This is a genomic window from Providencia sp. PROV197 (assembly GCF_028479625.1).
GTDB lineage: Bacteria > Pseudomonadota > Gammaproteobacteria > Enterobacterales > Enterobacteriaceae > Providencia > Providencia vermicola.
Genome location: NZ_JAMPNZ010000018.1, coordinates 94,477 through 119,424, shown reverse-complemented (window position 1 = coordinate 119,424; position 24,948 = coordinate 94,477). Strand labels below are relative to the sequence as shown.

The window sequence follows — 24,948 nt, the reverse complement described above, 5'->3', positions numbered from 1 at the left end:
ATGAAACCAATTAGCCGCTGCTATTTATCCAATGATGAAATCCACATTGTGGATGCTAAAATCATGCTTGAACTATCAGCATGTGGTCGTGGGTTTCTGACGGTTGAGACCGAAAATGATTACACGGGTAAATTAGTTCGCTTTGATACGGGTTACACGGATTCATTATATCGGTATTTCACAGGGTACGTTGAGCGGTCACAACCTGCCGATAATGGCTTTCAAAAATTATTTGTTCGTGAGCTGGTTGGCCTGTTTGATAAAATGTGGCCATGTTCATTCCAGCACCCAACATTAAAAACCATCACCGACTATCTACAAGAAAATAGCGGCATAACCTTTATTTTGCCTGATACAAACTATATCAATACACCTATTCCCCATTTCACACACAACGGGACGGGATATCAGCTATTAACCAATTTAGGCGAAGTTTTTAGTATCAACGATTATGTTTGGTACCAGATGCCCGATGGTAAAGTCTTTGTCGGTAGTTGGGCAGATTCGATGTTTAAAGCCGATAATCACGAAATACCCGCCGAATTTTCAAAGAATCAATCCGCTGGAAATAGCGCCACTTACCCATTAATCCCCGCCTTACGCGCAGGAACCGTGGTAAATAATCAGCGTGTTAATAAAATTCAGCTTGAAAATGAAGATATTACGCTCTATTGGACTGCAGCAAATCCGCTAACTGGGCAAGCCGAAAACAAGAGCCCAATGCAAAAGCAAATTGATAAAGCCTATCCTGAATTATCCGCAGGTTTGCATTTGCCCAAATTTGCGCGAATTGAATCACCTAGCGAGTTAGTGAGTGCTGGTGATATTTCTGATCCATTCAGACCAAAATATGCCGTTGATGTGCAATTGTTAGATAGTAATGGTAACGAATCAGCCGCACCAACTTATAAAGCAGTACCATTACCACTACCAATGGCAGGCGGTGAAAGTGGTATGTTTCAGTTTCCCCCCGAGGGAACCGTAGTCGAAATTGCTTTTGAGGGGGGTAGGCCAGATAAGCCATTTATTCGCCAAACTCTTAGCCAGGGAAACACGCTGCCCGATATCCAACCAGGGGAGCAATTGCAGCAACAGCGCAAAGAAGTTTTTCAGCGTGTAACGCAAGAGGGTAGCTGGAACCGTGAAACAGACCAGGCTATTAGTGAATCGTCAATGCTACGCATTATCAAAGCAGACAAAGAACAGCGTGAACTGGTTGCAAGGGAAGCCGCAATACAGGCCAATGACACATTAACCGTTTTAGGTACCCGAAAATTATTGGCAGGCGCAATACAGCAATTATCCGAGGGTGACTACTCAATTGCGACATCATCAAATTATGTCGCCAGTATTGAAAAAGACATGACAATTGAGGTTGGGCAAAAGCTCATTGAAAAGGTTGGGCAGATAAAACAAAGCATTGCAGGCGCACAGCAACAAATTATAGCGCCTGTTGTTTGGATAGGTAGCAAGCAAATCAACGTCGCACAATTGATGATAGACACATTAGAGGTTGTCAAAGAATTAGCAGAGCTGACAGCCGCACACACCCACAGCAATACAGGCGCACCATTAAACGCAGCGGCTATCAAAGGTACTGGCACAAAGTCAGACGACTTGAATAAAAAGTATTCACCTGTTATTGGTAAGTAAAACTAGAATTAGATAGAATCACTGCAACAAAGGATTATTGAGAGGTTCTTATGGGATTTACGAATTTGAAAGAATTAGTACCGCATCTAAGCTTAAACAAAGATGATGACAATAGATTGTTTGAAACTCAACGAGTTGAAATTATTGAAGTTACAGAAAGTGATATAAAAATAAGATGGAACTTCATTATAGAGAATGGAATGGATATACATTTCCAATATAACATTATTAAAACAAGTCATATCCGCGATGTATTAGAACACATAAAGTACAAAATTAAAAAAACACTTACAGAAGAAAATCGTATTCAGATGTAGTTGATAAGTAAAAGTATCGTCCATCATTGCCCACATCACGTGGGCTTTTTTATACCCGCAACAAAACAGCCTACAATCCACGCTGCGCTCATCAATAATTACCTAACAGAACCTAATCATTAAATTGGATCGCGTTACCTGCATAGCGCAGGCGAAGCATAGACCCCACGAAAGAAAAGATTTCACCACGTAAAACGCACTACACCGCACCCGCCTGCACAATTTGGATCTAAAAATTATTTCAGTTTTAAAATTCTACAAAACATATCGCCAAGCCGCGCCAATACTAGGGAGTTGCAGAAAATCTCAAACTGAAATGTGTGAAAAGAATTTCAATAGATTTCAGTTTTTAGATCACGTGATGGATCGCGCAAAAACCACAACACAATGAAATATATAAATATTTTCTATTTTACGTGAGTTTTATTGGATCGCGATATTAGCCGCATAATTTCAAAAAGCCAGTAAACATGCGGCTTTAGAAGAAATGAAAAACTGAAATGAACTGGAAAATTATTTGGGGGAATTAGCGTGACATACTTAGAAAAAATAAATCACGCTGTGACATGTCACGAAAAAAACAACCGCTGCCAAAAAAAATGCTGCTGCCATTTTGCTGCCACTGACTATTAAAAACAAAAAAGCCACTTCGTTAAAAGTGGCTTAATGCGCTGATTTAACAGCTAAAATTTGGTGGCCCCTACTGGACTTGAACCAGTGACCAATCGATTATGAGTCGACTGCTCTAACCAACTGAGCTAAGGGGCCAAAGTGGGATGGATTATACGTGCAGTTTTATCGTAGGTCTAGTATTTCAAAACCGTATGGCGAAATTGTGTGCAAAACCGTTATCACACTTATATTTCAACGTAATAGCATTCCCCAAACATATCAATCGCACCATGATATTCCTTTTTTTTTGCGCCACTACCAATTTTTATTAAACTGGCTTTTATATATTTTATTTATATTTAGCACTGTTTTATATCAAATTCACTCTATAAATGGCCATATAAAGGCAATCAATTTTATTAAACATCCTTTATTCAATTAATTGATATAGAACAATAATTTTATACCTTAGATCTCTCAATATGATTCATAGATAATTCGCATATAGGACAAAAATGATGAAAAAAGTACGTGCAGTTCAATATGGTTGCGGAAAAATGGGCAAATTTTTAATCCGTTACTTGCAAGAGCATGGCGCTGAAGTTGTCGCGGCTTTTGATATCAACGATGCGGTCATTGGCAAAGATATCGGCGAAATTGCAGGTACTAAGCCGACAGGTGTAAAAGTTCAGCCTCTCCATGAAGCAGATGAGACCCTTGAAACCTTAAAACCTGATGTCGGAATTATTGCAACCCTCAGTACCATGGCTGACTTAGAAGACGCATTCTCATTGTTCGCTCGTCACGGCGTTAACGCAATCTCTACGGGTGAAGAAGCGCTTTATCCTTGGAATTCATCCCCAGAGATCACTCAAAAACTTGATGCATTAGCTAAAGCAAATAATTGTACTTTAGCGGGAAGTGGCTATCCAGATATGTATTGGGGTGTGTTGATTGATACACTGGCAGGATCAATGCACAAACTGGTGAAAATAAAAGGTTCTAGCTGTTATAACGTAGAAGATTACGGGATAGCATTAGCAGTCGGCCACGGTGCAGGGCTCACCGTCGATGAATTTAACCAACAAATTGGTAATTACAATGACTTGCCTTATGACGTCATTTCCCAAAAAATTGAGAGTGGAGAATATGCACCACCTTACATGTGGACACAAAATGGCTGGCTATGCAGTCGCCTTGGTTTAACCATCATCAGCCAAACACAGCGCTGCGTTCCACAAATCGCACAAGCCGATATTTATTCTGACACACTGAAAATGACGGTGAAAAAAGGTGATGTCCTTGGATTATCCGCAGTTGTCATCACACAAACGGCCGAAGGTGTGACCCTCGAAACTGAATGTATTGGTAAAATTTTAACTGCTGATGAGTGTGACAAAAATAGCTGGCAATTAATCGGTGAACCAGATACTGCCATCGAGGTGAATAACCCAGCAACGGTTGAGCTAACCTGTGCGAATTTGGTTAACCGTATCCCAGCGCTGATTAATAGTCCCGCGGGCTATACCACCACGGAAAAAATGCCAAATAATGTCTATATGACTAAACCGATGCATGAATACCTATAGTTAAACGGTAAAGCCCACTTCGACATGTACGAATGAAGTGGGCTTTTTACTCACAAGCGACTTAGCGCGGTTTTACCATCTGCCATTCTAAATGGTGTTTAATGGCAGGCCATTCAGATGCAATGATGCTGTAAACACAGCTATCACGCAGTTCACCCGTTTTGGTTCTCATATGACTACGCAAAATACCATCCAGTTTTGCGCCTAGACGCTCAATGGCTTTACGGCTCTGATGATTTAAAAAATGAGTGCGAAACTCCACCGCAACGCACCCTAACTCTTCAAAGGCATGCTTTAACAATAAGTATTTAGCCTCTGTATTAATTGCAGTGCGCTGAACCTCAACACCGTACCACGTTGCTCCCAGTTCAACCCGTTGCACGGCATTATCCACTTTATTATACGACGTGATGCCAACAGGTTTCCCCGTGCGTTTGTCGATAACCACAAATGGCAAACACTCTTTTTGTGCAAAACGTACAAGACGGCTTTCAACATCTTGAGGGAAATTATCAGGATCGGGAACTAAGGCATACCATAAATTATGCAGCCCATCACGACGGATAATCGCCGCAAGTTCTGCATCATATTGATGAGATAAAGGCTCAAGGCGAACACATTCACCTTCTAAAGTAATAGCTTGGCAAATCTCTTTCATCATGGTTTCCCTATGTGGCTTTTTTGCGATGTGTTTCTACTTTTTTAATCTTTTTATATGACATAAAAATAAAAGGACGTCACTTAACTGTGTTGACTTAGCAATTTAACCTAAAACATATGATAAAAATCACAAAATTTTAACATCTTTACCAATTTACGAGATCATTACGCTACAGTTAACTCATCTGACCTGTTAAATAAATCCCGAATGGGAGCATCATATGAGCAATTTTCCACACCTTTTTACCCCCCTTGATTTGGGGCATACGGTTCTTAAAAATCGGATATTAATGGGCTCTATGCATACTGGGCTCGAAGAACATCCAGAGGGTAGCGAGCGCCTTGCCCATTTTTATCGTTTACGTGCTGAAAATGGTGTCAGTCTGATTATTACAGGAGGCATCGCACCTAACCCTGCAGGTGCGCTAACCGCCCATGGTGCTGTATTGAATAACTCAGCTCAGCTGCCATTTCATCGCACAATTACCGATGCAGTACACCAAGCGGATGGCAAAATCGCCCTACAAATATTACATGCAGGTCGATATGGATTACACCCATTATTAGTGGCTCCAAGTGCTATTCAAGCCGAAATTATTCCATTTGCACCTAGAGCGCTTTCAGAGGATGAGGTTCAAAATACCATTGATGATTTCGTGAATACCGCAAAATTAGCCCAACAAGCAGGCTATGATGGTGTCGAAGTGATGGGCTCTGAAGGGTATTTAATTAATCAATTCATTGCAAAACGCACAAATCATAGAACTGATGAATGGGGTGGCAGCTACGTAAATCGCATTCGTTTTCCTATTGAAATTGTACGGCGCATTCGTGAAGCTGTTGGGGCTAACTTTATTATTATATATCGACTTTCGATGTTAGATTTAGTGGAGGACGGTTCAACGTGGGAAGAAATAGAATACCTTGCTAACGAAATTGAAAAAGCAGGTGCATGTATGATCAATACGGGTATTGGTTGGCATGAAGCCCGCGTCCCAACCATCGCAACACAAGTCCCTCGCCACGCATTCAGTTGGGTCACCCAAAAATTAATGGGCAAAGTGAATATTCCATTGATTACCACAAACCGTATCAATGACCCATTTGTTGCCGAACAAATTCTAGCTAATGGGCAAGCAAATATGGTGTCAATGGCTCGTCCATTCCTTGCAGATGAAGCTTTTGTCCGTAAAGCCGCCGAAAACCGTGCTGACGAAATCAATACCTGCATCGGCTGCAATCAAGCTTGCCTTGATTTGATTTTTAGTGGAAAGCTTGCCAGTTGCCTAGTTAACCCCCAAGCTGTCAGGGAAATGGATTATCCCAATGAAAAAGCGGCTAAAAGTAAGTCTGTTGCAATTGTTGGTGCAGGCCCTGCAGGGCTTTCATGTGCCATTTATGCGGCCAAACGCGGTCATAAAGTGACTTTATTTGAAAAATCGAACCAGATTGGCGGGCAATTTAATTTAGCCAAACAAATTCCTGGCAAAGAAGAGTTCCATGAAACCATCCGCTATTTTTGCCGCCAATTACAGCTGCTAAATGTAGATGTTCGCCTTGAGCAATACGCTGATGCACAAAGCCTCTCAGGGTTTGACGAAGTCATTATTGCCACTGGCGTCACTCCACGTAAAATTCAGCTAGAAGGCGTTGAGCATCACAAAGTGGTTTCCTATATTGACGTTATCACCCACCAAAAAACGGTTGGTAAAAATGTGGCCATTATTGGTGCTGGGGGAATTGGTTTTGACGTAGCAGAACTCTTAACGCAAGAAGGTAAAAGTAGCAGCCTAGATACTTCACTGTTTAATCAAGAGTGGAACATTGACCCAACTATTCATTCAACAGGGGGAATTTACCCGAAGAATAAAAATACCGTAGGGTCGCCTCGCCAGCTCTATTTATTGCAACGAAAAAATAGCAAGGTAGGGGCAGGACTAGGAAAAACAACGGGTTGGGTTCACCGATTGTCACTGATGAAGCGCGGTGTAAAAATGCTCAATGGCGTGGAATACATGCGTGTTGACGATGAGGGTTTGCATATTCGTTATCAAGATAAAACGCAGTGTTTGCCTGTCGATAACGTGGTGTTATGTGCAGGGCAAGAGCCTTATCGCCCATTAAAAATTCAGCTCGCTGAACATGGAATTGATGCCCATGTCATTGGTGGAGCAGATGTGGCCGCAGAGCTGGATGCGCGTAGGGCTATCGAACAAGGCATGAAAATCGCTTATCAGCTTTAACTCTCCCTCCCCCTTTTCCCTCTTGGTTGAATGTATTGAGCAAGAGGGAAAATTTAATACCTATCTCAAAGACCCAGTGCTATTTATATGTTTACCTCACTTTAACGCCACTAATTGTTATGTTATAACATATCTTTTGCATTCTAAATTACTGAGGCTCTATGTCATTGACTACCGAAACACTCACCACCCCACTCGCAGATGCACAACTACAAAGTGATACTCACAGCCAAATAGGGCTTGATTGGGTGGGTATGACAGGGATTGCCTTACCCATCGAGTTAGCAGGTCGCCCTGTTAATGCAAATGTCGATATTGGGATTAATTTCCAAGGGCAAAAAGGCATTCATATGTCTCGTCTTTACCAATCCCTAGATGCACTTACCCAAAGTGAATTAACTTGTGATTTGCTAAGGCAAACGTTAGAACAGGCGTTGTCTTCTCATATTCAAACATCCTCTAAAGCTTATCTTCGTATTTATGGTGATATATTGCTATCTCGCCGCTCTTTAGTCTCTAATCAGTTTGGTTGGAAGTCTTATCCTATTGAAATAGATGTTAATTTTAAAAATTCATTCCCTATTATGTTAAAGGTTGGCGTGCCTTATTCTTCTACCTGCCCCAGTTCAACCGCGCTTTGTGCCCAAGTGATGCAACAGCAATTTGCACTGGATTTTGATAACCAAGCGCCCCTATTACCGCAAGCTCAAGTCCTTGATTGGCTGGTTAAGCAAGGCTTGCCTGCAACACCTCATAGCCAAAGAAGCTGGGCGTGGGTTACTGTAACCTTAAATGCCGAGGGGAAAGAACTGCCCGTTATTGAATTGATAAACCGCATCGAAAACATCCTTCTCACACCTGTTCAAACCGTGGTGAAACGCAGTGATGAGCAAGCATTTGCCATCACTAATGGGCAAAACTTAATGTTCTGTGAAGATGCGGCAAGAAGGTTAATCAATGCGTTTAGTCACCAATGCCAATTTGACGAAGTTACCGTTGAAATAGACCACCAAGAAAGTTTGCATGCACACAATGCAGCTGCACGCACAAGCTGGAAACGAGGTGACCATGCTGCGTAAAAACCCATCAGGCCATGTGCCTATTGTTTCTGAAAAGGCTTACATTGACCCAACAGCGATTATTTGTGGCAAAGTCATTATTGAAGATTACGTGTATGTGGGGCCTTATGCGGTGATCCGCGCAGATGAACTGAATGAAGACGGAGATATGTCACCCATAGTGATAGGCTCTCACTCAAATATTCAAGATGGCGTAGTGATCCACTCCAAGAGTGGTGCTGGCGTACATATCGGGTCACACACGTCTATCGCTCATCGTGCCATTGTCCATGGGCCTTGCGAGATTGCACAGCGAGTTTTTATCGGCTTCAATAGCGTTTTATTTAATTGTGTGATTGGCGAAAACTGTGTAATCCGCTACAACGCGGTGGTTGATGGCCTAACACTTCCCCCTGCTCGCTATATTCCCTCTTGTGTACATGTTAACGGGCACAGTGATTTATCGGGTTTCAAACAAGTTGATCGCGCTTCATTGCAATTTTCGGAGGAAGTCGCGGCAACCAATGTTCAGTTAGTTGAAGGCTATCGCCGCTTACGTAATGAATTTTAATTCAAAAACAAAAAAGGCAGAATATCTATTCTGCCTTCTCATTTATCACATAAAACTATTAGTCGTTATGGGAGAACTGAGCTTCTGAATTTGCGAGTTTTTCATCTTCTGCCAAACAAACTGCTGCCGTAAATAAAACATCAGTGGAAGAGTTCACTGCAGTTTCCGCTGAATCTTGCAGTACACCAATCATCACACCAACAGCAACGACTTGCATCGCAACATCATTTGGAATACCAAACATATTACACGCTAATGGGATTAATAATAATGAACCACCCGCGACACCTGATGCACCACAAGCACACACTGCAGCCACGACACTTAACAATAATGCAGTCGGTATATCCACTGGAATACCTTTGGTGTAAACCGCAGCTAACGTCAGAACAGTAATCGTTACCGCAGCCCCTGCCATATTAATGGCTGCGCCTAATGGAATAGAAACAGAATAAGTGTCTTCATGGAGATTCATGCGACGGCACATTGCCATGTTCACAGGAATATTCGCTGCTGAGCTACGAGTAAAGAATGCGGTAACACCACTTTCACGTAAACACGCGAACACTAATGGATAGGGATTACGCTTTAATTTCCAATATACAATCAACGGGTTGACAACTAAAGCGACAATAATCATACAGCCTAATAAAACAGCTAATACATGAAAATAGCCTTTTAACGCTTCAAAACCCGTTGTCGCAATTGTTGATGACACTAAACCAAAAATACCTAATGGTGCCAATCTAATAATGACTCGAACTAATTGAGTCACACCATTAGAGAAATCAAGTAACAGTGTTTTTGTCGTATCCGTCGCATGTCGAAATGCAATACCTAAACCGATAGCCCACGCTAAGATACCGATATAGTTACCATTAATCAGCGCATCAACGGGGTTAGTAAATACATTGTTTAATAGGCCACTTAAAACTTCAGCAATGTTTCCTGGTGGATTCATTTCTGTTTCACTGCCCGCCAAGGCAAGTGTTGATGGGAATATAAATGAGGCAATTACCGCCACTAATGCAGCGAAGAATGTCCCTAAAATATACAGAACCAAAATCGGTTTAATACTGGTTTTTTGCCCTTGACGATGGTTAGCAATGGAAGACATTACCAATACCCACACCAAGACTGGTGCAACCGCTTTTAACGCGCTCACGAATAAATGACCTAACAGCCCTACGTTTTTTGCTGCCGATGGCCATAACCATGCCAATAAAATACCTGCAACTAAGCCAACCAATATTTGCTTGACCAAGCTACCGTGAGTGATCACTCGCCATAACCCTGTTTTATTTGTATCCATAGTAGACCTATATTATTTATCTTTATTAGGAATTAAATGTGTTTGCAGAGCCAGTATAAGGAATAAATACCTTGTGAAAAGGCTATTATTCAAAATATACACAATGATTGATTTTACTTAACAAATATTTTACATAACTGTGATCGCAATAGAGTTTTGTTTCTTATAGTAGAATGGCATAAAGAAGAATGGTTGAATCTTTTCAGAGGGTTAAAACAAAAATCCCCTACCTCATCGGTAAGGGATTTAAATTTTGAAGGGAATTATTTGCTTTTTGCTTCGTTACGTTTGTTAACAATTGTATTAATGATTAATGTTACCACCAATATTGCGGCAATCGTTCCCAACGAAATCGGCGTTGGAATATGGTAGATGTCAATAAGCAGCATTTTTATACCAATAAAGCTTAAAATTACCGCTAAGCCATATTTTAACATTGAGAACTTCTCTGCGACCCCTGACAGCAAGAAATACATCGCACGTAACCCTAAAATAGCAAACAAGTTAGACGTTAAAACAATAAACGGGTCAGTGGTCACTGCGAAAATAGCAGGAATACTATCCACTGCAAATATGACGTCGCTGATTTCAACTAAGATCAACACTAAAATCAGTGGCGTTGCAAACAACACGCCATTACGTTTAATAAAGAATTTTTCGCCATGCAGCTCATCCGTCATCCGAAGATGTGAACGCACCCACTTCACTAACGGTTTATCATTAATTGGCGAGTCATCTTCTTTGGCAAAAGCCATTTTAAGCCCCGTAAACAGTAAAAATAGGCCGAAGATATATAAAATCCAACTAAACTGTGTAACCAACCAGCTACCAGCAAAAATCATGATAGTTCTTAATACGATAGCGCCCAAAACACCATAAACTAAGACTCGGCGCTGTAAACTGGCTGGAATGGCGAAATAGCTAAATAACATCAACCAAACAAAAACGTTATCCACTGCCAAGGCTTTTTCTAACAAGTAACCCGTTAAAAATGCCATCGTTTGGCTATCAGCAAATTCACGGCTTACATTATCATTGAGATACCACCAAAAACCTGCCGCAAAAATTAGCGAAAGCGTGACCCACACAATACTCCAAGCTGCAGCTTGCTTCATCGACATGGCTTGGCCTTTGTGTTTACCCTGCCAAAACAAATCGATAAGTAACATAAGTAAAATAATAACTGCAAAACTACCCCATAAAACAGGGTTACCGACTGAGTGCATTTTCCTATCCCTTAAAAAACAAAAAACGGCTGATATCCAGAAGACATCAGCCGCTTAAAATTCTTTAACCTCAAGGAGTTATCTATTGGTTGTAAATTATGAGCAAACCTCGCCTTCTGGCAAGGTCTCACTTACAACACAATTAACCCAAGGACAGGCACTGTGGTGCTCGGCTACCGGGTGTAATGTGTACACCGTAATGACGATAAACCGACAAGAAGAAGTTACTCCCCTTTGCTATGCGCAAAATATACGGTAAATAATCTTAAAATGCAATAATTAGCTATCTTAGATTTAACGATGTTTTTTTGTGTTAAAAAACAAATTAACTTCAAATTTTTGCATTTTATAGCGAGAAACCTCTACTAACGTGCGTTTCTAGCCAGTTTCCCTTGTTACAATTGGTATGATTAATTGTAAAAATACGGCTCAACTTAAATGAATTCTAAAAATATGCTTAAAATTTGCTGTTTAGTTATTTTCTGTTTTGTTAAAGTGGGCGTGCTTTACACTAACAGCCTGAGGAAACAACGCTTTCACTCAGGTATTCACTTAATCCATTTCTCCCTGCCCAACAACAAGTTTGTTGCTGTTATTGCCGTTTAGGAAACATTAATGGAATTAGTTAAAGAACTTTTTTTTGCCCTTTGGCACCAAGATTATGTCACGCTCTCTAACCCATCATTGATGTGGGCTATCTACCTTATGCTGTTTGCTATCCTGTTTCTTGAAAATGGGGTTTTACCCGCAGCCTTTTTGCCTGGTGATAGCTTATTGATTTTAGTGGGTGTTCTGATTGCGAAAGGCACCTTGAGCTACCCTCTAACCATCGTGATTTTAACAGCAGGCGCAAGCTTAGGTTGCTGGGTAGGTTATATACAAGGTCGCTGGCTAGGAAATACAAAGATAGTCAAAGGCTGGCTCGCACATCTCCCTGAACATTATCACCAACGGGCTCATGGCTTATTCCACCGCCATGGTCTTGCTGCTCTGTTAATAGGTCGTTTTCTCGCCTTCGTAAGAACATTACTGCCGACCATTGCAGGTTTAGCAGGCTTGAAAAATGCTCGCTTCCAAGTGTTTAACTGGTTGAGTGGCTTATTGTGGGTGCTTATTTTAACCGCTATAGGTTATGGTTTTGGTAAAAGCCCGATTTTCCAGCAATATGAACATCGTATTATGAATGTATTGATGTTAATCCCTGTTTGTCTGTTAGTTATCGGTTTAGTCGGCAGTATTGCTGTCGTTGTAAAGAAAAAACTGTCAGGCAAAAAAGCAAACTAATTCAATTTGCGGGGGCGTTTTGCTTCCCCGCATTTTCACTTTTACTCATTTTTACTTTTCTGCTTATTCTCTGTAAAAAACTTCATTAATCTACTGATTAAACAGCTATTTTTTAGAATACTCTATTTGTCATTTTTTGTTTATTACACATAACAATTCCGAATATTTGATTGCACTTAGTGTAAAAATCGCTATTGTTAATACTACGAATGCGCTTTTTCTATTGATAGGAGGTTGTATATGTCATCGAATCATTCATCAGACGAACTACGTGCGGAGCTCCGTGCTTTAGCCGATTCTCTGGAAGCGATGCTTAGTGATACCGGCGAAAAATCGAAAGAAGAGATCGAAAGCTTAAAATCAAAAGCACAAGAAGCACTGTGCTCATCTCGCGCAAAACTCGGTCAAACCACTGAAAGGATCACCGAGCAAACCAAAGAAATTGCGGGGCGCGCAGATAACTACGTAAAAGAAAACCCATGGACAGGCGTCGGTATTGGCGCAGCAGTGGGTGTTGTTCTTGGCGTGTTACTCGCTAAACGTTAATTGCTTATGGAACCAAACCAGCAACGCCAGGGCCCCGGTAAAGGGGTCCTTGAAACTTTACGGCGCATTGCCAATATTTCAGTGGGTATGGTGCAAACGCGTCTAGAGTTAATCGCCGTTGAGCTAGAAGAAGAAAAGCTCAACCTTATCCAACTTCTTTTATTGGTTGGTTTAACGCTACTCTTCACCGCATTTGGTTTGATGTGCTTACTCGGCTTAATTTTTTGGTCTGTTGACCCAATTTACCGTTACCAAGCACTGGCGATGACAACAGGTGCATTAATCCTGCTTGCCATTATTTTTGCCATTTGGGCGTTAAAAAAGGCAAAACAATCAACCTTACTAGGTGCAACACGGGAGCAACTCGCTCAAGATGCCAACGCGTTAGCGAGAAAGGATGATGAACAAAAATAAGCAGCAATTACTGGTAGCCAAAAAGCAGCGCTTAATTAGAAGAATTGAGCGCCAACGCCAAGAGTTGGCTGAAACGTCCTCTGACTGGCTACACACTACCGCACCTTATGACCGTGCTTGGCAAACGATCATGACCTTTCGCCCTTTAGTCATTGCCGCCACAGGCTTGCTCTCTGTCTACTCCCTTCGCAAACCACAAAAAATTCTATTATTAGGTCGAAAAGCCATCACTATTTGGGGCCTAGTTCGTTCAATTCAAAGCGCAATTCAAACCAGCAAAAAATAACCGCCCCTCCATCTGAGAATAATTCATTATTATTCAATAGGATAAATAACATATCTTTCTAGTTTTTATTTCTCCAATAAGTTCATTCAATTTTTTTGTCTATCTTTGTTAATAACCTTAGCTTTTTATTGAATGAGCAAATAGCTACTATAAGCCCATCAAATGATTTCTAGCCAATTTGTGCTAAAAATAACTTTATAAAGCGACATATATCGCAATTAACTCACATTTAATGACTTATTAGTCTGGAGAATCTCGATGAAAAATTTAGAAAGTGGTGCGATATTATTGGCCCGTATCATGATGCCAATCCTGTTTATTGTCGCTGGATATGGAAAATTGGGTGATGCTTATGCAGGCACACAACAATATATGCAAGCCATGGGTGTTCCTAGCTTCTTATTACCTTTAACAATTTTATTAGAATTAGGCGGCGGATTAGCGGTTCTGTTTGGTTTCTTAACTCGTACCGTTGCTTTGTTCACTGCAGGTTTCACTGTATTAACCGCATTGCTGTTCCACATCGACTTTAGTGTGGCACCAAACAGCTTGATGTTTATGAAGAACTTTACTATCGCGGGCGGTTTCTTACTGTTAGCGGTTACAGGCCCAGGTAAATTTAGTATCGATCATTTACTCGGCAAAAAATGGTAATACGCGTTTCATATCACCCTTATTGATTTCTGATTTGTCTTCATTTGTTTGTCCAACTTACACCTCCCTCGGGAGGTGTTTTTTTATTCAAAATAATTGTTTTGAAGTTAATAGAAACTAAATCATCGTTATCAGTAAATGAAAATTAATCTGAGCAGCTTTATTTATTCTTGTTGAATCACCACTAATATCACGCGGCTCGTAAACTCTAAATAGTTTGGAGTTGTAGGTAGGCGGCAAATGGAGTCATCCCGTGAGCATACATAAGTATGTGACTCGGGTGACTCAATGAAGCCAACACCCCTACGACTCAAAATATGACGAGTTTACACCCTAAATAATTTAGGGATCTCACGCAAACACCACGACTTCGCCTCCCCCATACTATCCCTCCGCCACGCCATAATAATTGTCGTCTCATGGCTAAACTCCGCCCCGACAACTTTCAAGCGCCCTTCGCGAATATCTTGCTCCACCAACGGATACGGCATTGTCGCTACACCAAGTCCAGCTAATAATGCATTACGCTTATCTTCGATACTAGAAACCGTCAAACGCTGCTGTTTATCCAACAATTGTACGGTGATCACAGGACGTTCACGAGCCGTATCAGCAACGGCAATCCCACGGTATTTCACTCTCGTTACATCAGAAAGTGGCTCTGGCTCTTGATGGATGGGATGATCTGGACTCGCTACATAAATATGGTTAATGGTATATAACGGCTTCGAGTTAATTTCTGACGATGAACGAAAGTGCATATCGGGCGCAATCACAATATCTGCCTTACCACTTTCAAGACGCTCCCATGCGCCTGCCAGCACTTCCGTAATCAATGATAATTGCGTTTCTGACTTTTCAGCCAAACGCTCCACTAATGGGAACAACGACTGTGCTGGCACCAATGCCTCACAAACAATTGTTAAATGGGTCTCCCAACCTTTAGCAAGTGCTTCAGCATCTGATGTCAGCTTATCCGCCGCTTCGAGTAAAATACGGCCTCTATCCAGCAGCATTCTGCCGACATTGGTAAATTTAGTTCTATGTCCTGAACGGTCAAACAAAATTACATCGAGCTCTTCTTCTAACTTTTGCATGGTATAGCTTAGCGCGGATGGCACTCGACCTAACTCCTCTGCTGCCGCTGCAAAACTGCCACGTCGGTCGATTGCATCCATCACCCTTAATGATTCAAGCGTTAATGCTCTCTCTTTACTCATGATGTATCTCTTTCAGGAAATTTGAACAAGGGAAACAGATTAACTGGCTAACAATTCAACGTCCAGCTATTTATTATAACAATAGATTATTAACTTATTATTTGGATGAGGGTTAACCATTATGATGACATTAAGACCCGTTAACCATTGCGGAAAAGCAGACTATGGTTGGCTACAAGCTCGCTATGCTTTTTCTTTCGGCCACTATTTTGACCCAGACTTTATGGGATTCAAAACATTAAGAGTACTGAACCAAGAGGTTATAGCGCCGCAAAACTCATTACAGCCAAGAATGTATCCCCATGTCGATATATTAAACATCGTGCTAAAAGGGCATGCGCAATACCGTGATAGCTTAGGGAATACCATTGATGCAAACGAAGGTGATTGCGTACGATTTTCACCCCGCCCAGACCTGAGTTACAGCGAGCAGAATATCTGCCCACAGACGCCATTAACACGCCTACAACTTTGGTTAAATGCATGTCCACAGCAAGAGTCATTACCGTTGCAGAAAGTGACGATTTCTGAAAATGAAAATTGCCTTGTGGCATCGCCAGATGGCGAAAAAAACAGTATTCAGTTACGTCAACAAATTTGGATAAACCAAATTCACTTAGCGCCGAAGTCATCATCCATGATATCTATAAAAGGCCAAAATGCCTTTTTGCAATCAATACATGGTGGCGCCACTTTACGCAATAAACACGGTGAGACTTTAACCATGAATTGTAATGATGGGGTCTTTTTACAAAATGAAGACGAGTTTGAAATTACTGCTGATAAAGATTTTCGCGGTTTATTGATTGACCTAGGTGAACAAAACTAAGTTTACTGGCAACTTCCTGTCACCATTAATCCAGAATCCCTCATATTTAGTCGAGTATGAGGGAAAATTTGCGAACCGTTTCGCAAATTTAATCATTTACATATCCTATATATTGACAAGCCTGTGATAGAGTCCAGCCATTAGCGAGTGAGAAATTTAACTATTTTTTACTCAATGGCTTTTTTCGTTTTGATTTTAAAGGTGTTTTCGTGGCGCTATTCACTCAACAACGGCACAATCAAATTTTTGCCCAAATTCTCAATGAGGTTGTTCCTCAAGATGAACTTGCCAAGCGTTTTTCCGTTTCAACGCGGACAATCCGTTCTGATATCAATGAAATCAATGAATTGATTGAAGAATATCACGCACATATCGTGTATGAACGGGGGCGTGGTTACCGTTTAAAAGTTGAAGATGAAACCCTATTTGCCACCTTTACACAACGTAGCGAAGAAGACAGCGTTATCCCTCGCACCAGCAAAGAACGTATTGATGCGTTATTATTGAAATTATTAATGTTGTCCCTTCCCGTCAAGCTTGATGACATTGCGGAAGAGTGGTTCGTCAGTCGCGGTACACTGCAACAAGATATGGGTGCAGTCAGGGAGCAGCTACAAAAATACCAAATTGCGCTGGAAAGTATTCCACATCAAGGTATTCGCCTCAATGGCAGCGAATGGGCGATTCGTGCTTGCATGACAGAAACCTTATGGCGCCGTTATTCGGAGCAAATCACGCCTGATTTAACCACATTCCGCCCAGATAGCTTGGATAATTTGGATTTAACCTATATTGATAAAGTGCTTCATAACAGTATGAATCGCTTTGATATTCGTATTAGCAATGAGGGGCATCTCTACCTCGTTTTTAACTGCGCCGTGACCATTTTACGCATCACTCGGGGCCATGAACTCACCACTCCCGTCAAAAATGATGAAGCGGAAGAAGTGATCCGCAAAGCCAGTGATGAAATATCAAAAGGGCTAATTTACTTTCTGGGGAATGACCTCTCTAATGCGGAACTCAGCTATTTACATGACCAAATTATTGCCCAGCGCATTAGCCACCAAGACTCATCCACACAAAAAAGTGGCAGCCACAATGAGCTTTCAGAATATATCTTGAATTATATTAACGAGTTATATAACTATGATTTACGAAACGATGAAAAGCTTAAAAAAGATCTCAACACGCATCTTGCCGCGCTGATCACGCGCCTGCAGTACCATATTTCCACACCAAATCCGCTTTTATCTGATATTAAACAGTATTATCCGTTCGCCTATGATGTCACGCTCAGTGCGTTAACCAGTGCGAGTAAGCAATTACTTCCTCACCCCATCAGTGAAGACGAACTAGGCTACCTTGCAGTTCATATTGGTGTGAGCCTTGAGCGTAACTATGGTGCTGGCTCGATACGCCAAACCGAGGTGCTCGTTGTTACGGATGCGGGGAACTCAACGTTCCGTGTGGTTGAGTCAAAAATTATGCGCGAATTTCCACAATTGAAATTTAGCCGCGGGCTAACCTTGCAAGAATATGAATCGCTGAGTGAAGTGAGTGAAGATTTTGTGATCACGACAGTGAGAATTTCTGAAAAAAATAAACCTGTTATCAAAATCGCGCCCTTTCCAACGCCTTACCAATTAGAGCAAGTTGGGCGACTCGCGATGGTGGATCAAACGCGTCCTTACATTATCGAGCGTTTTTTTGACGAACGATTTTTTATGGTGATTAACGAAAAAATCAGCCAAGAAGCGTTATTTCAAACAGTTTGCCATAAATTACAGCAAGAAGGTTACGTCACACCTGAATTTTACCCATCTTTGCAAGAGCGTGAGTCCATCGTTTCCACCCTTTTAGGTGAAGGTATCGCCCTGCCCCATTCATTAGGTTTATTGGCAAACAAGACCGTTGTTGCAACGGTTGTCGCACCCAAAGGCATTGAATGGAATCAAGAAACCAAAGAAAATGCCTATGTTATTTTCCTACTCGCCATCAGTAAGGCAGATTATGAAGAAGCGATGGCGATTTACGATTTATTCGTCACCTTTGTGAAAGAAAAAACCACACGCCGCCTTATTAGTGTAAAAAACTTCAATGAATTCCAAGTGATCGCCAAGGACAGCTTGGCAAGGGTGCTGTAGCCCTCGTGCAACTTCCACTTCCAGGTGGAAAAGTGGGAGTTGCCGTCTTTTACGTGATCCTAACCACAACTCTACGAAATCTTTTTCTCGTCATACTTGCAGGTTTTACCCCATAAACGGCTAAGTGGAAACAATAACCACCAAAAGTAACCGACTCTAATTTTCTATTTCCACTTATCCTTCCAATTGTATGCTCCATTTCCAGTTATACCACAAAAAACATATCCATTTGATTTTATTAAAATTAATTATATCCCCTCATCAGTCTAGTCGCTTACTGATGATTGATACATGTCAATTTTTCCATTTAACTTCCAAATAGTCTAAATAATGAACTAATTTTACTTAGTTTGATTTCCAAATTATTTCCACTTCTAAGTGGAAATTCACTGCCTGCAAAAAGTGCCAATAAGCGTCTAATGTATAAGACATGAAGGAACAGAGTAGTCTAACTAGCAATATTACTTTGGATTTTAAATAGTTATGAGTGAATCAGTTGTCGTTTTTCAAATGTTAGAGCACGATCTTGATATTGATGAGGTCACACAAAAACTGCTGGCAGTGATTACTGACTGGCTCAAGCAAGAGGACTGCTACACCACCGATGTACAACAACAAATGTTGGAGTCTCATCTACGTGCCATGGTAGCGAGAGCGAAAACTGGCGAAGCATTACCTGAGGTTGATATCAGTCTATTCGATGAGATATCTCAACATTCGATTTCATTAGCTCAGCGAGTTGTCGATACGCTCCCTGGCTTAGCACCAGAAGAGACATATTTGCTTTCTGTTCACTTTGAAGTCGTTCGTTCAAATGATTAATTTTTAAGTTGTAGGATTGGAGAATATTTATATGAAACAGATCGTTATTGTGATCGGAGACCGTTTAGGTAAAGGGCAAAAAGTTGCCGCAGGCGTTGAAGCAGCTGGCGGAAAAGCGATTGTTGTCCCAGGTGTGGCAGCAGATATGAAACTCGGTGATGTCATGAACGCAGAGCAAGCCGACCTTGGGATTTCATTTTGTGGCAGTGGCGGCGCAGGCGCTATCACCGCTCAAACCAAATATGGCTATAAAGCTCGTTATGGGATGCGCTCTATTGAAGAGGGAGAAACCGCCATTGCAGAGGGTTGCAATGTATTAGGTTTCGGTTTTATGGACAAGGAAGAGTTAGGCGAGCGCTTAGTTAAAGCATTTAATAAAAAATACGGCAACGCTTAATGAAAAAATCGATCGAAACGACAGTACGGGTGACAGGGCAAGGCGACACCAAGCAAAAAGCCATTGCGGACGCCTTAAATTCGATTCAAAAAACCGTACTGAAAAACAGCACAGACATCATCCTGCGGATAGAACCAAAGGATGTTGAGGTTGTTAGTGCTCACTCGCACTCGCGGACAGAAAAATTTCTTTTCATCTTTTTGCCACGCAAACGTGAACATTTCCGTGTTGTACTCGACGTTTCGCTGGATGTCACCTTACTTTCTGTCAACGAAATACCATTTACAGAACAATAATAGCAATCAGGTCTGGAGTTAATTCCATGAGTGAAACTGCATCTTTTTTAGAAATATTGGGCATGTCCCTCATTATCGGTGGGCTCTGCGGCTTCGGTTTAGGCGCAGGCGCGGCACGTATGTTCCACGCACCGACCGTGCAAGGGATGGGGGCATTTCGTACATTGGGCGAACTTAACGCATGTGAAGGCGACCCTGCATCTCACTTCTCTTTCGGCTTAGGGTTCTTCTTTAACGCATGGGCATCGTCCGTTGCTGCGGGTGCATTCACGCAAGACGTTGACCACCGTATCATCCCAAACTGGGGGGCTGCGGCACTTTTAACTAAAAACCGTAATGTAGCAGAAACCCTACATAACCCGAAAAAAATGGCCATTGCCTGTGCCATCATCGGGGCATTTGTGGTGGCCTTCTTAAATACCACCGCATCCGCTGTTCCTGCAGCACTGCAAACCACGGCAATTAACGTTCTCGTTCCTGCAGCAAACCTGCTGGTGAATACGGTGATGCCAGTGATTTTCTGGTTAGCAGCGATGGATGCAGGCCGCCGTTCTGGTTTCTGGGCAACGCTGTTCGGTGGTTGTGCTCAGCTAATCATGGGTAATGCTATCCCTGGTTTAGTATTAGGTATCTTGATAGGTAAAGGCGTTGATGATAACGGCTGGAACCGCATCACACGCACAATGATGATAACAGTCGTTCTATTGTTCGTTCTGAGTGGCTTCTTCCGTGAGTTTGACCTGAAAATGATCACCTCTTTCAACCTAGACAAACCACTGTGGCTTGAATACGTCCACGGACTGCTGAGCGGGAAATAATCATGACAACTGAAATTAATAAAGACGATTTTTGGTACGCCGAGTGGTCATTCCCCATCTTTGTTGGGCTGCTATCAGCAGGGATCTTCGCAGGTACCCATATGTACGTGGTTTACGGGTTCGGCGCATTTAACGAAGTGGCTTTTGTCGCCATGTTACGCGCAGGGCTCGACACTGGGGTTTACGGTGCAGTAGCGGCATTCGGTGCGAGTTTCTTATTCGCTCGAATTATCGAAGGTTCACTGGTAGGGATTTTGGATATCGGTGGCGCATTGCAAACAGGGATTGGCCTTGGTGTCCCCGCTCTGTTCCTCGCGGCTGGCTGGGATATTTTAGTCACTAACTTTTGGATTTCGTTACTGACAGGCTTATTCCTTGGCGTATTAATCGGTTTACTGATTGTTTTTGCACGTAAATTCACTATTGCTCAAGCCAACTCAACCTTTGGCGCTGACGTCATGATGGGTGCAGGTAATACTTCAGGCCGATTCTTAGGCCCACTGATTATCTTAGCGGCAATGGCGGCATCCATTCCAATCGGGATCGGTTCACTGATTGGCGCTCTAATTTTCTATGTATGGCAAAAACCCGTTGCTGGCGGGGCAATTTTAGGCGCGATGTTATTCGGTTATTTCTTCCCTATCGTTGCTTAATACGCATTATCCCAGGGCATATGCCCTGGGTCACTAGGCAGCAAAAACACTGCGGTTTGCATCATTTAGAACACACTTTTAAGCATGATCTAAATAATTCAAATTGCAGCTAGGCAGCAAATGACGATAACCCTAGGCGCATATATCTGCATGTGGTTAGGGCCTTGAAAAACTGCGATTCGTATCATTTAGAATAAACATTTAAGCATACTCTAAATAATTCAAATTGCAGCTAGGTGGCAAACGACGATATCCCTAGGAGCATACAAAAGTATGTGACTAGGGTAGCGGAAGAGCAGCCAACAACGCTGCGGTTTGAAGTATGACGAGTATGAAGAAGGTAACTACATGTACACACTCATCATCAAACACGGTAAACGTATCGACGGCACCATTATCGATATACTGATTAAAGACGGAAAAATCGAGGCAGCAGGCCCAGAGTTAGCCTGCAACCAACAAGCTGACAAAGTGATTGACTTGAAAGGGAAAACGTATGTCAGCGCGGGATGGATTGATTCTCATGCACACTGTTTTGCCGAATCACCAATCTACTTTGATGACCCCGATTTAGCAGGCGCTGCGGGCGGCGTTACCTCACTGGTTGATGCGGGGAGTGTGGGCGCTGACGATATTGATAAATTTTATCAATTAACCAAAAAGTCCAAAACCAACGTCTTTTCCTTGTTGAATATTTCACGAATTGGCATCATTGCACAAAATGAATTGTCCGATATGAATAATATCAACGAAGTGTGTTTTCAAGAGGCTATCGAACGCCACCAAGGCTTTGTCGTGGGAATGAAAGCCCGTATGAGTAAAAGCGTTGTGGGTGAAAATGGCATCGCACCACTGATTCAAGCCAAAGAGATGCAGAAAAAACACCATCTCCCATTGATGGTGCATATCGGTAATAACCCACCAGATATTGATGAAGTCGCTGATTTGCTCACGCGTGGCGATATCATCACACACTGCTTTAATGGTAAACCCAATAAAATTTTAGGTGACGATGGCTATCTTAAACCCTCAATTGCTCGAGCTCTGGCACGTGGTGTGATTTTAGATGTCGGCCATGGCGGTGAAAGTTTTAGCTTTAAAGTCGCTGAACAAGCCATGCGTATTGGTACATACCCTGACATTATCAGCTCCGATATTTATCATCGCAACCGTGTAAATGGCCCTGTTTACAGCCTTGCATTTGTGATGACTAAATTCCTGTGCATGGGCTTTAGCGCAGAGCAAATTTTACGTTGTGTTACAGAAAAAGCCGCTAATTTCTTATCGCTGCCTGCGAAAGGGTATTTAAGACCTGGTTTCGATGCAGACATTACGTTGTTTGATCTGAAAGAAGAACAAACTGAACTCACTGACGCAGAAGGCGAACATCGCGTAGGTACGCACCGCTTTGTTCCTATTGCCGCTATCGTTGGTGGTAAACATATTATTCATGCACAAGGCGAATCCGAATATGCAATCGATTTATGAGAAATATCAGTTAAAACACGTTATCAACGCGTCTGGCCGCATGACCATTCTAGGCGTATCGACACCAACGCCTGAAGTTGTTGAACGTGTCGCTTACGGACTTAATAATTACTTTGAAATTAAAGATTTAGTCAATAAAACAGGTGAATACATCGCCAATTTATTGAATGTCGAAGCTGCTGTTGTGGTCTCTTGCGCCTCAGCAGGTATTGCCCAAGCCGTTGCGGGTGTGATTGTGCAAGACGATGATGACTTATTATTGAACCTGCATTCATCGGAAAAAGTTGTTCCGCGTGAAATTATTTTACCGAAAGGCCATAACGTCAACTTTGGTGCGCCAGTTGACACAATGGTGTCTTTAGGCGGCGGAAAAGTCATTGAAGCGGGCTTTGCAAACGAATGCAGTGCAGCCCAATTAGCCGCAAAAATCACCCCAAATACGGCAGCAATTTTGTATATCAAATCCCATCATACCGTGCAAAAAAGTATGTTAACCGTCGAGCAAGCGGCTAAAGTGGCACATGACCACCAGCTGCCATTGATTGTTGATGCTGCAGCAGAAGAAGAGTTAACCGCTTATTACCAAGCGGGTGGCGATATTGTGATTTACAGTGGTGCAAAGGCCATTGAAGGGCCGACCAGTGGCTTAGTCGTTGGTAAAAAACAGTATATTGAGTGGGTAAAACGCCAAAACCAAGGTATTGGCCGTGCCATGAAAGTGGGTAAGGAAGGCATTTTGGGCTTAACCCTTGCCATCGAACAGTACTTAACTGCACAAAAAGAAACTGGCGCAGAAATGGTCACGCGAATGGCGAAGTTTATCAGTGATCTAAATGCCATAAAGGGCATTTCAGCCCAAGTCGTCTGGGACGCCGCAGGGCGCGACATCGCCCGTACCGAAATCAGCTTCGATGAAAAAGTGATTGGTAAAACAACCTACCAAATTATGGCTGACTTAAAACAAGGCGATACCGCGATTTACTTCCGTGAATATAAAGCCAACGAAGGGAAAGTCGAGGCGGATATCCGCAGCGTCAGTACTGATCAACTTGATGTTATTTCAAAGAATATTCGCTTGTTAGTAGAAGGAATTTAAGATGAAATTGTCACCGAATTTTTACCGTGACCGCGTTTGTTTAAATGTATTGGCTGGCAGCCACCAAAATGCCAAAGATATCTATGCCGCCGCAGAAACCTTTGTTGTCGTCGGTGTATTATCTAAAAACTACCCTGATTTAGACAGTGCTATCGCTGATATGCGCATTTATGCCAAAGAAACGGACAATGCATTATCTGTGGGTCTCGGTGCAGGTGACCCGAATCAATCCACAATGGTCTCCTTGATTTCAAAAGAAATTCAGCCACAGCACGTCAACCAAGTGTTTACAGGAGCGCCAATCAGCCGTGCGTTATTAGGCCAAAATGAGACATTTGTGAATGCGCTGATTTCCCCAACGGGCACTACTGGCATGGTGAAAATTTCCACGGGCCCATTAAGCTCCCAAGCCCCTGACGGTATCGTCCCTATCGAAACCGCAATTATGATGCTAAAAGACATGGGGGCTGACTCTGTTAAATTCTTTAATATGAAAGGGTTAACCTATATTGAAGAATATAAAGCTATCGCCCAAGCCTGTGCCAAATTTGATTTTTCTTTAGAGCCGACGGGCGGCATTGACCTAGACAATTTTGCCGAAATTTTGCAAATCGCCCTCGATGCAGGCGTGAAGAAAATCATTCCTCATATTTATAGTTCAATTATTGATAAAGATACGGGCAATACACGCCCAGAAGATGTGCGTCAGTTATTGCAGATGGTTAAGCAAGCGGTTAATTGATGCGTTAAAAGCAGT

24 protein-coding genes, 1 tRNA gene and 1 pseudogene are annotated in these 24,948 nt (G+C 42.1%); 21 read left to right on the top strand and 5 right to left on the bottom strand.

Going from position 1 to position 24,948, the window contains the following annotated elements; translation table 11 throughout:
* Nucleotides 1–1,653, top strand: coding sequence for a hypothetical protein (locus PR808_RS10455; protein WP_272539238.1), 1,653 nt, complete (start codon nt 1–3; stop codon nt 1,651–1,653).
* Between the two features lie 50 nt (nt 1,654–1,703).
* Nucleotides 1,704–1,970 carry a hypothetical protein gene (locus tag PR808_RS10450; RefSeq protein WP_272539237.1) on the top strand — a complete coding sequence of 89 codons (267 nt, stop codon included), beginning with the start codon at nt 1,704–1,706 and terminating at the stop codon, nt 1,968–1,970.
* A gap of 691 nt (nt 1,971–2,661) precedes the next feature.
* On the opposite strand, the gene PR808_RS10445 is transcribed toward PR808_RS10450, so the two are convergent.
* Nucleotides 2,662–2,738 (bottom strand) — tRNA-Ile (locus PR808_RS10445).
* A 359-nt stretch (nt 2,739–3,097) separates the two neighbouring features.
* On the opposite strand from PR808_RS10445, the gene PR808_RS10440 reads away from it, so the two are divergent.
* Nucleotides 3,098–4,171, top strand: a complete 1,074-nt coding sequence (locus PR808_RS10440; RefSeq protein WP_206083610.1) for an NAD(P)H-dependent amine dehydrogenase family protein — start codon at nt 3,098–3,100, stop codon at nt 4,169–4,171.
* A 61-nt stretch (nt 4,172–4,232) separates the two neighbouring features.
* Here the strand turns inward: PR808_RS10440 and PR808_RS10435 are convergent, their stop codons facing one another.
* Nucleotides 4,233–4,829, bottom strand: a complete 597-nt coding sequence (locus tag PR808_RS10435; RefSeq protein WP_206083803.1) for a GNAT family N-acetyltransferase — start codon at nt 4,827–4,829, stop codon at nt 4,233–4,235.
* A gap of 223 nt (nt 4,830–5,052) precedes the next feature.
* On the opposite strand from PR808_RS10435, the gene PR808_RS10430 reads away from it, so the two are divergent.
* The 3 genes from PR808_RS10430 to PR808_RS10420 all read left to right on the top strand — a co-directional run bounded on the left by PR808_RS10430 (nt 5,053) and on the right by PR808_RS10420 (nt 8,703).
* Nucleotides 5,053–7,074: an NADPH-dependent 2,4-dienoyl-CoA reductase gene (locus PR808_RS10430; protein WP_206083609.1), complete on the top strand. Its 2,022-nt coding sequence runs from the start codon at nt 5,053–5,055 to the stop codon at nt 7,072–7,074.
* A gap of 161 nt (nt 7,075–7,235) precedes the next feature.
* Nucleotides 7,236–8,153 carry a GTP cyclohydrolase FolE2 gene (gene folE2 / locus PR808_RS10425; RefSeq protein WP_206083608.1) on the top strand — a complete coding sequence of 306 codons (918 nt, stop codon included), beginning with the start codon at nt 7,236–7,238 and terminating at the stop codon, nt 8,151–8,153.
* The gene (locus PR808_RS10420; protein WP_272539298.1) at nt 8,143–8,703 is read left to right on the top strand and encodes a carbonate dehydratase; all 561 of its coding nucleotides are present in this window, start codon (nt 8,143–8,145) and stop codon (nt 8,701–8,703) included. Before folE2 ends, PR808_RS10420 begins: the two co-directional genes overlap by 11 nt.
* Nucleotides 8,704–8,761: 58 nt before the next feature.
* On the opposite strand, the gene sstT is transcribed toward PR808_RS10420, so the two are convergent.
* Together sstT and PR808_RS10410 are read right to left on the bottom strand one after the other, a co-directional pair.
* The gene (gene sstT, locus PR808_RS10415) at nt 8,762–10,015 is read right to left on the bottom strand and encodes a serine/threonine transporter SstT (RefSeq protein WP_206083607.1); all 1,254 of its coding nucleotides are present in this window, start codon (nt 10,013–10,015) and stop codon (nt 8,762–8,764) included.
* A 263-nt stretch (nt 10,016–10,278) separates the two neighbouring features.
* Entirely contained in the window at nt 10,279–11,241 is a 963-nt protein-coding gene (locus tag PR808_RS10410) for a TerC family protein (RefSeq protein ID WP_206083590.1), read from the bottom strand.
* Nucleotides 11,242–11,856: 615 nt separating this feature from the next.
* Between PR808_RS10410 and PR808_RS10405 the strand changes: the two genes are divergently transcribed.
* From PR808_RS10405 to PR808_RS10385, 5 genes are all read left to right on the top strand, one after another.
* Entirely contained in the window at nt 11,857–12,525 is a 669-nt protein-coding gene (locus PR808_RS10405) for a DedA family protein (protein ID WP_206083589.1), read from the top strand.
* A 240-nt stretch (nt 12,526–12,765) separates the two neighbouring features.
* Complete coding sequence (locus PR808_RS10400; protein ID WP_206083588.1) at nt 12,766–13,071, top strand: DUF883 family protein; 306 nt, start codon at nt 12,766–12,768, stop codon at nt 13,069–13,071.
* Nucleotides 13,072–13,077: 6 nt separating this feature from the next.
* Nucleotides 13,078–13,485 carry a phage holin family protein gene (locus PR808_RS10395; protein ID WP_206083587.1) on the top strand — a complete coding sequence of 136 codons (408 nt, stop codon included), beginning with the start codon at nt 13,078–13,080 and terminating at the stop codon, nt 13,483–13,485.
* Nucleotides 13,469–13,771 carry a YqjK-like family protein gene (locus PR808_RS10390; RefSeq protein ID WP_272539236.1) on the top strand — a complete coding sequence of 101 codons (303 nt, stop codon included), beginning with the start codon at nt 13,469–13,471 and terminating at the stop codon, nt 13,769–13,771. Before PR808_RS10395 ends, PR808_RS10390 begins: the two co-directional genes overlap by 17 nt.
* A 258-nt stretch (nt 13,772–14,029) precedes the next feature.
* A complete protein-coding gene (locus PR808_RS10385) occupies nt 14,030–14,425 on the top strand; it encodes a DoxX family protein (protein WP_206083585.1) in 396 nt (131 codons plus the stop codon).
* 326 nt (nt 14,426–14,751) lie between these two features.
* On the opposite strand, the gene PR808_RS10380 is transcribed toward PR808_RS10385, so the two are convergent.
* Nucleotides 14,752–15,645, bottom strand: coding sequence for a LysR family transcriptional regulator (locus PR808_RS10380; RefSeq protein ID WP_206083584.1), 894 nt, complete (start codon nt 15,643–15,645; stop codon nt 14,752–14,754).
* A 121-nt stretch (nt 15,646–15,766) separates the two neighbouring features.
* Here PR808_RS10380 and PR808_RS10375 point away from each other — a divergent pair, with 121 nt between their 5' ends.
* The 10 genes and pseudogenes from PR808_RS10375 (at nt 15,767) to dagF (ending at nt 24,933) form a co-directional block, all read left to right on the top strand.
* The gene (locus tag PR808_RS10375) at nt 15,767–16,474 is read left to right on the top strand and encodes a pirin family protein (RefSeq protein ID WP_272539235.1); all 708 of its coding nucleotides are present in this window, start codon (nt 15,767–15,769) and stop codon (nt 16,472–16,474) included.
* Between the two features lie 197 nt (nt 16,475–16,671).
* Nucleotides 16,672–18,621, top strand: a pseudogene (locus tag PR808_RS10365) (BglG family transcription antiterminator); the annotation flags it as partial.
* 483 nt (nt 18,622–19,104) lie between these two features.
* Nucleotides 19,105–19,443, top strand: coding sequence for a transcriptional antiterminator (locus PR808_RS10360; protein WP_272539234.1), 339 nt, complete (start codon nt 19,105–19,107; stop codon nt 19,441–19,443).
* Between the two features lie 31 nt (nt 19,444–19,474).
* Complete coding sequence (locus PR808_RS10355; RefSeq protein WP_206083580.1) at nt 19,475–19,840, top strand: SFCGS family glycine-rich protein; 366 nt, start codon at nt 19,475–19,477, stop codon at nt 19,838–19,840.
* Nucleotides 19,840–20,136 (top strand): DUF4312 family protein, encoded by a 297-nt coding sequence (locus tag PR808_RS10350; RefSeq protein ID WP_047756106.1) that lies wholly within the window; start codon nt 19,840–19,842, stop codon nt 20,134–20,136. Before PR808_RS10355 ends, PR808_RS10350 begins: the two co-directional genes overlap by 1 nt.
* Before the next feature lie 26 nt (nt 20,137–20,162).
* Entirely contained in the window at nt 20,163–20,954 is a 792-nt protein-coding gene (locus PR808_RS10345) for a DUF4311 domain-containing protein (RefSeq protein WP_206083579.1), read from the top strand.
* Between the two features lie 2 nt (nt 20,955–20,956).
* The gene (locus PR808_RS10340) at nt 20,957–21,607 is read left to right on the top strand and encodes a DUF4310 family protein (RefSeq protein WP_206083578.1); all 651 of its coding nucleotides are present in this window, start codon (nt 20,957–20,959) and stop codon (nt 21,605–21,607) included.
* Between the two features lie 348 nt (nt 21,608–21,955).
* A complete protein-coding gene (locus tag PR808_RS10335) occupies nt 21,956–23,095 on the top strand; it encodes an amidohydrolase/deacetylase family metallohydrolase (RefSeq protein WP_206083577.1) in 1,140 nt (379 codons plus the stop codon).
* The gene (locus PR808_RS10330; RefSeq protein WP_206083576.1) at nt 23,079–24,191 is read left to right on the top strand and encodes a DgaE family pyridoxal phosphate-dependent ammonia lyase; all 1,113 of its coding nucleotides are present in this window, start codon (nt 23,079–23,081) and stop codon (nt 24,189–24,191) included. The genes PR808_RS10335 and PR808_RS10330 overlap by 17 nt, the downstream gene beginning before the upstream one ends.
* Before the next feature lies 1 nt (nt 24,192).
* Nucleotides 24,193–24,933 carry a 2-dehydro-3-deoxy-phosphogluconate aldolase gene (gene dagF / locus PR808_RS10325; RefSeq protein ID WP_272539233.1) on the top strand — a complete coding sequence of 247 codons (741 nt, stop codon included), beginning with the start codon at nt 24,193–24,195 and terminating at the stop codon, nt 24,931–24,933.
* Nucleotides 24,934–24,948: the final 15 nt, after the last annotated feature.

Coding starts and splice junctions, on each gene's coding strand:
- PR808_RS10455 (WP_272539238.1), top strand. CDS start 1: ATGAAACCAATTAGCCGCTGCTATTTATCCAATGATGAAATCCACATT.
- PR808_RS10450 (WP_272539237.1), top strand. CDS start 1,704: ATGGGATTTACGAATTTGAAAGAATTAGTACCGCATCTAAGCTTAAAC.
- PR808_RS10440 (WP_206083610.1), top strand. CDS start 3,098: ATGATGAAAAAAGTACGTGCAGTTCAATATGGTTGCGGAAAAATGGGC.
- PR808_RS10435 (WP_206083803.1), bottom strand. CDS start 4,829: ATGAAAGAGATTTGCCAAGCTATTACTTTAGAAGGTGAATGTGTTCGC.
- PR808_RS10430 (WP_206083609.1), top strand. CDS start 5,053: ATGAGCAATTTTCCACACCTTTTTACCCCCCTTGATTTGGGGCATACG.
- folE2 (WP_206083608.1), top strand. CDS start 7,236: ATGTCATTGACTACCGAAACACTCACCACCCCACTCGCAGATGCACAA.
- PR808_RS10420 (WP_272539298.1), top strand. CDS start 8,143: ATGCTGCGTAAAAACCCATCAGGCCATGTGCCTATTGTTTCTGAAAAG.
- sstT (WP_206083607.1), bottom strand. CDS start 10,015: ATGGATACAAATAAAACAGGGTTATGGCGAGTGATCACTCACGGTAGC.
- PR808_RS10410 (WP_206083590.1), bottom strand. CDS start 11,241: ATGCACTCAGTCGGTAACCCTGTTTTATGGGGTAGTTTTGCAGTTATT.
- PR808_RS10405 (WP_206083589.1), top strand. CDS start 11,857: ATGGAATTAGTTAAAGAACTTTTTTTTGCCCTTTGGCACCAAGATTAT.
- PR808_RS10400 (WP_206083588.1), top strand. CDS start 12,766: ATGTCATCGAATCATTCATCAGACGAACTACGTGCGGAGCTCCGTGCT.
- PR808_RS10395 (WP_206083587.1), top strand. CDS start 13,078: ATGGAACCAAACCAGCAACGCCAGGGCCCCGGTAAAGGGGTCCTTGAA.
- PR808_RS10390 (WP_272539236.1), top strand. CDS start 13,469: ATGATGAACAAAAATAAGCAGCAATTACTGGTAGCCAAAAAGCAGCGC.
- PR808_RS10385 (WP_206083585.1), top strand. CDS start 14,030: ATGAAAAATTTAGAAAGTGGTGCGATATTATTGGCCCGTATCATGATG.
- PR808_RS10380 (WP_206083584.1), bottom strand. CDS start 15,645: ATGAGTAAAGAGAGAGCATTAACGCTTGAATCATTAAGGGTGATGGAT.
- PR808_RS10375 (WP_272539235.1), top strand. CDS start 15,767: ATGATGACATTAAGACCCGTTAACCATTGCGGAAAAGCAGACTATGGT.
- PR808_RS10360 (WP_272539234.1), top strand. CDS start 19,105: ATGAGTGAATCAGTTGTCGTTTTTCAAATGTTAGAGCACGATCTTGAT.
- PR808_RS10355 (WP_206083580.1), top strand. CDS start 19,475: ATGAAACAGATCGTTATTGTGATCGGAGACCGTTTAGGTAAAGGGCAA.
- PR808_RS10350 (WP_047756106.1), top strand. CDS start 19,840: ATGAAAAAATCGATCGAAACGACAGTACGGGTGACAGGGCAAGGCGAC.
- PR808_RS10345 (WP_206083579.1), top strand. CDS start 20,163: ATGAGTGAAACTGCATCTTTTTTAGAAATATTGGGCATGTCCCTCATT.
- PR808_RS10340 (WP_206083578.1), top strand. CDS start 20,957: ATGACAACTGAAATTAATAAAGACGATTTTTGGTACGCCGAGTGGTCA.
- PR808_RS10335 (WP_206083577.1), top strand. CDS start 21,956: ATGTACACACTCATCATCAAACACGGTAAACGTATCGACGGCACCATT.
- PR808_RS10330 (WP_206083576.1), top strand. CDS start 23,079: ATGCAATCGATTTATGAGAAATATCAGTTAAAACACGTTATCAACGCG.
- dagF (WP_272539233.1), top strand. CDS start 24,193: ATGAAATTGTCACCGAATTTTTACCGTGACCGCGTTTGTTTAAATGTA.